The following is a 5,898-nucleotide window of genomic DNA, read 5'->3' as shown; positions in this document are numbered from 1 at the left end:
ACACCACGGTAAACGAACCCTCCCACTGAATGGTGCCCGTGTTCGCAACGGTGTCCACTTCTCCCTTACCGCCGGAAAACTGGACGTAGTTTCCAGAGTTCACGCCTGAGGTATTGACGCGTTTGCCTTCCGGGGTCTGGCACTTGTTGTCCCACGTGATCGGCTGAGCTTTTCCATCCTCAGTGGGCCGCAGAATCTCCACGTTGCCGTCTTTCGCCTTGAACAGTCCGCGCTTTTCGGCGTCATTCGGCCACAACGAGGATCCCCCGTTGTCGCCTGCCACACCTGCGGAAAGGAAGTTGCATGAACCGGGCAGATACGCACCTGAGCCGGATTCTGCATTGATTCCCCACGTGAGGGCGGCGTCTGAGATTTTCAGCTTCGACGACTCAGCCTCGGACCCTTCCGCGCTGTCAGCAGGCGATGCGAAGGCTGCCGTGCCGATTGCTATACCCGCAGCAAAGAGGAACAGCAGAAACGCTGCCGCGGCTGCCACCAGGGTTATTGCTGTGCGCTTCATCGCTGATCCTCCCGTGCATCTGCTTCGCCCAGCAGGCGATCCATGACGAGCGTTGGGGAATCTCCTCCTGCAGCACCGGGTGGTGTGCCCTCGGAATGCACCTGCTGACTGCCCGCCGCCTGACGCTGCGTGTGGCTGCCGGTGGCCCCTGCGTCGTTGTGGATGAGTTCAAAGAACCGCATGGGTCCGGCCGCAGGTTGGTCCTGTGAACCGGGCTGCTGAGCGTAGGACTGCTGTTCGGCGATGACCGGATAGCGCACTCCCGCGTCTTCCATGTCAGCGCGGGCGATCTTGGCATCGGCTGCCCTTTCGCGTTTGCGGGTGCGCGCATCCTGCTTCACGCGGAACTTCTGCAGTTTGCGTTCGCGCTTGTGCTCTGCCGCGATAGCGCGCTTAGCCCTGCGCGTGCGCACACGCTCCAGTGCTTCGGGGCTGACACCCAGAAGCAGCGATTTCACTGCCATGTAGGAACCGACTCCCACGGCCAGGGCAATCGCACAGATGGCGAGAACCACTCCGATCATCAGCAGAAACACCATGCGGTTGGCGTTCGTGTTGATCGCATCAACCTGATCGGGCTCCAGCAGGGGCCCTGACACCGGCTGCTGCCCACCCGCTGCTCCCGGTGCCGGTGCGGCGGGGGCGTCTGCGTTCTTCTGGTCCTTGTTGTCCTTCTGCGCATTGGCTTTCGGTGCGGCTGCCGCGCCGGCTGCGCCGTTGTTCTGCTGCTGTTCGCCGCCGGACTGGCCAGCCGCTGCGGCAGCCGGGAACTCAATCGGCGTGAAGGTTTCGTTCTTGGCATTCGCCACGCCGTGCGCGCCGATCGTGATGATGCCGCAGCGCTCACGCGTGCAGTCGACATCGACCGGATTGCGCTCGCGGTCATAGGACGTGAAGCGAGCGCCCGGCAGGATGATTTCGCCTGACCATGTTCCGTCGGCCTTCAGTGTGCCGCCGTTGGCAGCGTGAGCTGTTGACGATCCCGGGAACGTAACGAACAGCTGATAGCCCACCGGATTCGATTCATCGTCATAGGCGTAGCGCAGGTTTGTGCCCGTCTTGCCGCCCTTGCTGGGCTGCCACGTGCCTTCGGCAACACCGAACAGAACATAGATGCCGCCGAAGCCGTTCTGCACCGATTGGAAACCGCTGCCGGAGAGTTTGAGGGTCGAGGTGCCGTCAACAGAAGGCGTCCCCGACACGGAAACCCGGGCCGCCGCCTGGGCGGGTTCGGAACTGACAGCGGCACTCGCGAAAGCGCCCATGCCGCCTATGAGCACAGCGGCAGCCGCGGCAGCCAACCGCCGCAGCCCCAGCCGCTTCTTCCGGCTGCCCGGTGCGTGTCCAGGCTGATTCATGACATGTCCTTTCTGGAAGGGCGAACCGGCACCACAAGCGGTGAACCGGATACCGGGTCGGTGAGAACAGTGACGGGATGGCCGTAGGCTTCGCTGATCCGCTCGGCCGTCAGCACCTCTTCCGGTGTGCCGTCAGCGGCAATGCGGCCGTTGTTGAGCAGGGCAATTCGGTCTGCGTAGGCGCCGGCCAGATCAAGGCTGTGCAGAACCACGACAACAGCGGAGCCGGTGGCCGCGTATTCACGGGCAATCGTCAGCACGAGCTCCTGGTGGCGGATGTCCATAGCCGCTGTCGGTTCGTCCAACAGCAGAATCGGGGCGGCCTGCGCAAGGACGCGGCCCAAAGCGGCACGCGACCGCTCCCCTCCGGACAGCGACGTGAAGGTGCGGGAAGCAAAGCGGCTCGTGTCCGTGCGCTCCAGGACTGCGGACACGATCGTGTCGTCATCGGCTGCCGCCTGCGTCCGCTGCCACGGGGCGCGGCCCATTTCAACGACCTCCAACACCGTAAACGCGAAGGACACATCGACCTGCTGCAGCAGAACAGCCCGGCGCATAGCCAGTTCGCGGGTGTTCCAGGCATAGGACGGGTGATCGTTGATGGTGACTGACCCGGAGGCTTCCTCAACATCGCCGGTGATGACACCCAAAAGTGTCGATTTCCCGGCGCCGTTGGGACCGACAAGAGCCAGCACCTCGCCCGCCCGGACATCCAGACTGGCCCCCTCAAGTACCTTCCTTTCGCCGTCGTAGGACACCGTCACCTGGTCCACCGACAGCACGGTGCTTCCCGGTGCGGGGACTTCCGGCAGACGGCTTTCACGGCTGCGACGCAGCTTTTCGATCATGCCCAGCCTCCTGCCTCACGACGGCTGCGGCGCAGCAGATAGAAGAAGTAGGGTCCGCCGATCAGCGCGGTCAGCATGCCAATCGGGAGGTCGGCGAACTCGATGAGCGTGCGCGCAGCCAGGTCGGCAAAGGTCAGCAGCACCGCGCCGCCGAGCACCGATGCCGGCAGCAGCAGACGGTGGCCCGGTCCCAACAGCATGCGCATCAGGTGCGGAACCACCAGACCGACGAAGGCGATGATGCCGACAAACGCAACCGCAGCACTGACCAGCAGAGCCGACAGGACCATGGCGTACAAGCGCAGACGCTCAACATCGACACCCAGGTGGCGGGCCGCCTTTTCACCCAGAGACACCAGGTCCAGGCCCCGGGCCAGAAACATCGTCAGGCCGATTCCCACGACCACCAGCGGAACGACAATCGCAACCTGTTCCCACCGGCTGCCGTTGAAGCTGCCCATCTGCCAGAACACGATCTGCTCACGTGCCTGCGTGGGGGCTTTGAACACGATGAACGAAATGAGCGCACCGGAAATCGCGTTGACCGCAACACCCGTGAGGATCAAAGTGACGACTTCCGTCCGGCCGTTCGACCGCGCCAAGACGTACACGACGATCGTTGTCACCAGACCGCACACAAACGCCAGGAACGGAACCGTGAATCCGCCCAGGAAGCTCAGGCCGTGCAGAAACGCAAACGACGCACCGACCGCAGCACCAGAAGACACTCCTATCGTGCCCGGTTCAGCCAGCGGATTGCCGAAGATGCCCTGCATAACAGCACCGGCAATAGCCAAGGCAGCACCCACAAAGACCGTCAGAACAATCCGCGGGAAGCGCACCTCCCACAGGGCCTCAGCACCGAATTCGTGCGACGGACCGGGCAGCCAGTTGATGCCCACCGACTGCAGAACGGAACCCACAACTTCCTTCGGCGCAATGTAGAGCTGACCCAACATGGCCGAAAGCAGAGTTCCGCCAAGAAGCAGAACCACCAAAGTGGTGAAAACGGTGGTCACCCGAGCAGCCGACACCCTCCCGGAAGGTTTCTCACCGCGTCCCTCCCCCGGAACCCGGGCGGCAGGCGCCGAAGAAGCAGAACGGGAGCGGCGCCTCGTGCGCTGTTCGTCCAAAGGCGAACCGGCAAAAGGTGCGGGCGCGTCGAAACGCTCAGCAGATCTGGAATGAGTAGTGCTCAAGGGTTTTCTCCTTAGGCATCCGCTTCAGCGGACTTTTCCTGTGGGACGTAGGCGTATTCGGGGGCGTGGACTGCCGTGCCCAGGGCTGCGATGACCTCCGCGGTGCGTGGGCCGAAGCTCATGACTTCGTAGTCACTCATATCGACAATCCGACGGTGTTTGCCGGCGGGAGTCTGCGCAATGCCCGGCAGTTTGAGGGCTTCGTCGATGCCGCCGACGCTCTCCAGGCCCTTCGTCATGACCAAAATGACGTCCGGGGCGGCCTTCACCAGGGCTTCCGCGTTGGTCGGTGACATGCCCGCAAAGCCGACTTCGGTGGCAACATCACGTCCGCCGATCGCCTGAATCAGAGAGTCTGCGCCGGAGCCTTTGCCGAACCAGTAGTAGATGTCGCCGCGCAGATACAGGAACACCGTGCGCGGACGGTCCGCCGGATTGTCCGGTGCGAGTGCCTGGATTCTCTTTTGGGTTTCGGCGATTTCCTTATCGACGCGCTTGGCCAGCTGTTCACCCGCATCCTGCAGGCCCAGCGCTTTGGCAACCGCAACGATCTGCGGGCTGACGCCCTGCACACCGTCCTCCGTCGCCGACGGAATGAACACCACCGGGATGCCGGCATTGCGCAGCTGAAGCTGAACGTCATAGGGGCCGATCGTCGAATCGGTCAGCACCACTGTGGGTGCCAGATTGAGGATTGCCTCCGCGTTGAGTTCGTGCCCGTTCTGGGTAACCAGCGGAAGTTCTTTCTGGCCCGGCATGAGCGACGACATCTGCGTGGAAACATCACGGCCGACCAGATTGCAGCCCAGACCCAGGCCGACAACCGCGGCGGCCAAACCGCCGTTTTGGTTGAGCGCCAGAATTCTCGAGGTGTCACGCACCGTCTGTTCGGGGCCATCGTCCGAGGTGACAGTCACCGGGAGGGTCTGCTGCTGATCTGCGAAATCTGCAATCGGCCGGATTTCGGACGCCTGGGTGTAGGCAGTGGTCGGGCCGTGGATCTTGCTGACCGGACGTTTTTCGGAGCTGGGAACATCCGGGATGTTCGGAAGCTGCGCCGCCGAGGTCGCCGGCGGGGGTACGCACTGTTGGGAGTGCGCGGCATTGAGGGTACCGACGTTGTGCAAACCGTTGTTCCACAGAAAAAGCCCCACGGCGAGCAACGCTGCGGTTGCTGCGGCACGCCGTTTTGTACGGCGAGGCACGCGGCGCAAAGCCCGATTCAGGCCTCCTGGGCGACCGGGTTCTTCAGCCCGGCGCCACGCCCGAGAGTTGAGTTTCATTGCTTCCTTTTCTGTTCGAGTGCGCCTGAGGCACTCAACAAACATTCACCAAACCGTGAGTTGACTTACAGGGTGACTATAACTAAGGATAGCCTTACCTAAACATTTTAGGTCAAGTCAGTTTCTCGTAAATCAGTTGCGAAATGTACGCACGACGTAAGTCCACAAGGAGAACAATGAAGTCATCATCGAGCGCGCCTTCGCGCCGCAATTGGCGCGCCTGCCTGGCCGGAAGCGTGGCATTCGCGCTGGGCGGGGCCGGTCTGCTGTCCGCGCACCCCGCCCAGGCCGCAGAACTCAATGTTTCGGACGCTGTCTTCAGCTGGGGTATCAACGCCGAATCCGGTGCGGGCGCTTATGCTCCCGGCACATGCAACTTCCTGTCCGCCGGTGTATCCGGCGATGCCGGGAAGTCCTCACCGTGGTCAAAGGAAGATGCCGAAGCTAAGAAGCTCTTCAGCCCGGAAGAGGGCAACGTCAAGATCCTGCGGCCTACCGCTGATGGCGGCACACAGCCGATCACGTGGGACAACAAGTGCCAGACCCCGGAAGGCGAGAGGCTCAACACGTGGAACGGCGACAAAGCCAAGCAATCGGGCAACTTCGTTGAGATCTCCGGTGGCAAAGGCACAATCGACCCTGAAACGAATTCTGGAACCATTCAGTGGGAGGGTTCGTTTACCGTGGTGT

General features: G+C 62.5%; 4 protein-coding genes and 2 pseudogenes. 1 reads left to right on the top strand and 5 read right to left on the bottom strand.

What is annotated here, in order from left to right; translation table 11 throughout:
* The 5 genes and pseudogenes from HMPREF3172_RS07990 to HMPREF3172_RS07970 all read right to left on the bottom strand — a co-directional run.
* Positions 1-520, bottom strand: a pseudogene (locus HMPREF3172_RS07990) (hypothetical protein); the annotation flags it as partial.
* Positions 517-1,878, bottom strand: a complete 1,362-nt coding sequence (locus HMPREF3172_RS07985; RefSeq protein ID WP_070516663.1) for a hypothetical protein — start codon at positions 1,876-1,878, stop codon at positions 517-519. The gene HMPREF3172_RS07985 and the pseudogene HMPREF3172_RS07990, both read right to left, overlap by 4 nt.
* Positions 1,875-2,726: a heme ABC transporter ATP-binding protein gene (locus HMPREF3172_RS07980; RefSeq protein ID WP_070516660.1), complete on the bottom strand. Its 852-nt coding sequence runs from the start codon at positions 2,724-2,726 to the stop codon at positions 1,875-1,877. Before HMPREF3172_RS07980 ends, HMPREF3172_RS07985 begins: the two co-directional genes overlap by 4 nt.
* Positions 2,723-3,745 carry a FecCD family ABC transporter permease gene (locus HMPREF3172_RS07975; protein WP_019174173.1) on the bottom strand — a complete coding sequence of 341 codons (1,023 nt, stop codon included), beginning with the start codon at positions 3,743-3,745 and terminating at the stop codon, positions 2,723-2,725. Before HMPREF3172_RS07975 ends, HMPREF3172_RS07980 begins: the two co-directional genes overlap by 4 nt.
* Positions 3,746-3,936: 191 nt before the next feature.
* Positions 3,937-5,052, bottom strand: a complete 1,116-nt coding sequence (locus tag HMPREF3172_RS07970) for a heme/hemin ABC transporter substrate-binding protein (RefSeq protein WP_256173324.1) — start codon at positions 5,050-5,052, stop codon at positions 3,937-3,939.
* Between the two features lie 332 nt (positions 5,053-5,384).
* Here HMPREF3172_RS07970 and HMPREF3172_RS07965 point away from each other — a divergent pair.
* Positions 5,385-5,898 (top strand): annotated as a pseudogene (locus tag HMPREF3172_RS07965) (cell surface protein); the annotation flags it as partial.

The organism is Brevibacterium sp. HMSC08F02, assembly GCF_001807555.1.
Taxonomy (GTDB): Bacteria; Actinomycetota; Actinomycetes; order Actinomycetales; family Brevibacteriaceae; genus Brevibacterium; species Brevibacterium ravenspurgense.
Note: the sequence above shows the minus strand (reverse complement) of the source record. Positions and strands in the feature narration are given on the sequence as shown.

Bases quoted from the DNA above. Each gene is read 5' to 3' on its own strand.
- HMPREF3172_RS07985 (WP_070516663.1), bottom strand. From the start codon at position 1,878: ATGAATCAGCCTGGACACGCACCGGGCAGCCGGAAGAAGCGGCTGGGG.
- HMPREF3172_RS07980 (WP_070516660.1), bottom strand. From the start codon at position 2,726: ATGATCGAAAAGCTGCGTCGCAGCCGTGAAAGCCGTCTGCCGGAAGTC.